Source organism: Chthonomonas sp., assembly GCF_035294165.1.
GTDB lineage: Bacteria > Armatimonadota > Chthonomonadetes > Chthonomonadales > Chthonomonadaceae > Chthonomonas.
In genome coordinates this window covers 1-2020 of record NZ_DATGLN010000102.1, presented here as the reverse complement: position 1 = coordinate 2020, position 2020 = coordinate 1, and the positions used below count along the sequence as shown (strand labels likewise).

Below are 2020 nucleotides of genomic sequence, written 5' to 3'. Positions count from 1 at the left end.
CTGCTTTTGTTTTACAGCCGAGGCGAGTTTATCGTACTCGTTTTGAGCAATGTGGGCGACAAGGCTCCTTACACCTAGTAGATCTACAAAGGCGTAGATAAGGTCGGGGTACACCCATATGTGCGCGGAGGCCCCTGAGTTCTCTGTGGCGTTAAGCAGACCCCAGGCATACTCCACGCGGGGGTCAGCGTTCTGTATCGTTATCCCCTTAACCGCCGTGGTGAGAGATGGGTCGCCCAACGTATTGCACAGGCCCACGGCGCCCTCGGCGAGTGTACCCCCCATACCGCTCCTCGTCGAGATTAGGTGTATTAGGTCGACCATGCGGTCCACATCCCCCCACCTAAGTCCAAGCTCGGGGGAGACGAGGCCCTTCTCTGTGGCTTGGGCCAGGATGGCGAGCAGGTTACCCGTTTCGATGGGGTCCAATCCCAACTCGTAGCACAAATAATTCATGTATGCGACAGATTCCAAGTCGCCCACACCGCAGTTGGTGCCAAGCGAGGATATCTGCGCGTAGTCAGGCCCCTCCCCTCGGAAGCTGTACTTCCTAACACCCGCAGTCTCCCTCCTACACTGAACCGGGCAGGCGCTACATGTGAGCCGGGATATCAGGATTGTGCTACTCATCTTCTGGCCTGTCAACTCTGATGCGCCTTCGAAACGCGTCTGCGTATAGTTATGGAAGGGTAAAGCCTCGTATCGGCTTAGCGGCTCAACCGCAAGAGGCGTCCCGTATGTCGAGAAGAGCCCTGTTGCCCTATTTAGCATGGGCGACGCCCTAATCTTAGCGTCGACGCGTTTGAGAACCCCCATGAATCCCTCCCTGTCGGCGACGGGTACCCTCTTAGTGTAGTCCGCGGCTATTGCCACGGCCTTCAGCTTCTTGCTTCCAAACACGGCTCCGGCGCCGTGACGTACACCACTCGACCTCCCAGCGTCGTTTACTATGTTCGCGAACTTCACCATGTTCTCCCCCGCTATACCTATGGATAGTACCCTGACATCTCCGTGCTTGGCTTTGAGAATCCTGATGCACTCGCTCGCACCCCTCCCCCAGAGGCTTGAGGCATCGAGCAAGTCGAGCCTACCATCTTTTGCGAGAATGTATTTGGGTGTCTGGCTTTTACCCGTTATTTCAATCCCGTCGAAGCCCGCGAGTTTGAGTGCTGCCGCAGCGTAGCCACCCGTGTTCGCATATGCTATTGTTCTTGTTAGTGGGGATCTGAACACGATCGTCAGCCTGTTCGCGAGAGGCGTCGCTGTCCCAGTGACTGGGCCAGTGTATACCCCTATCCAACTCTCTTCGGAGTAGGGCTCAAGTTTTGGGTTATGGTCGTATAACCTCTTTACCCCGTACCCCCTCCCACCGATAAATGACTCAGCGATGCGCTCATCTATATCCTCATATTCTACCGCACTCTTCGATAGGTCCACAACTGCGAAGTTGTTAATATAGCCTCCAGAGAATCCGATTGGTGTACACCGAAAACTCTATCCGTGTTGATCTAATAAGATTTCCGAGTAGGATCTAAACCGTGGTTCATCTGAACTGATATGACGTGGCGTTGACCAACGATATATCACGTCTCGATAAGCCTAAATTTGTGACCGTTTTGCCAAACATATGACTTATGTCAAACGTAGACCCATGGTTTTATCGGATGGCTTAAGGGGTGGCTGGGTCGCACCACCAAGACACATGGAGCGTGAGTTGGCACCTTAAGCCAACGAATCCCTATAGGCTAAGGGGGAAGCCTTGACTAAAACTGATACAATTAACTGGTTCGCCAAAGGATTTGGACCAGCCTGGCTAGTTATGATGGCCGACGTGGATGTAGCATCCATAATAACCGGTCTTCAGGCGGGGTCGAGCTGGGGTTATAGAATGGTGTTCGTTATGCTCGCACTCACGGTGCCCCTGGTCATTGTTCAGGACGCGGCTGGCCGTGTGGGTATAGCTGGAGGAATGGGGCTAGCTAAGGCCGTCAGAAAAAAGTATGGTAGGGGTGTTGCGACA

General features: G+C 53.8%; 2 protein-coding genes. One reads left to right on the top strand and one right to left on the bottom strand.

From position 1 onward, the window contains the following. Positions 1-1437 (bottom strand): aldehyde ferredoxin oxidoreductase N-terminal domain-containing protein (locus VKV29_RS05285; RefSeq protein ID WP_324200259.1); only part of this gene is annotated, 1437 nt, incomplete at its 3' end. Positions 1438-1759: 322 nt separating this feature from the next. Between VKV29_RS05285 and VKV29_RS05280 the strand changes: the two genes are divergently transcribed. Next, positions 1760-2020, top strand: a 261-nt coding sequence (locus VKV29_RS05280; protein ID WP_324200258.1) for a divalent metal cation transporter, incomplete at its 3' end; no start/stop codon positions are given.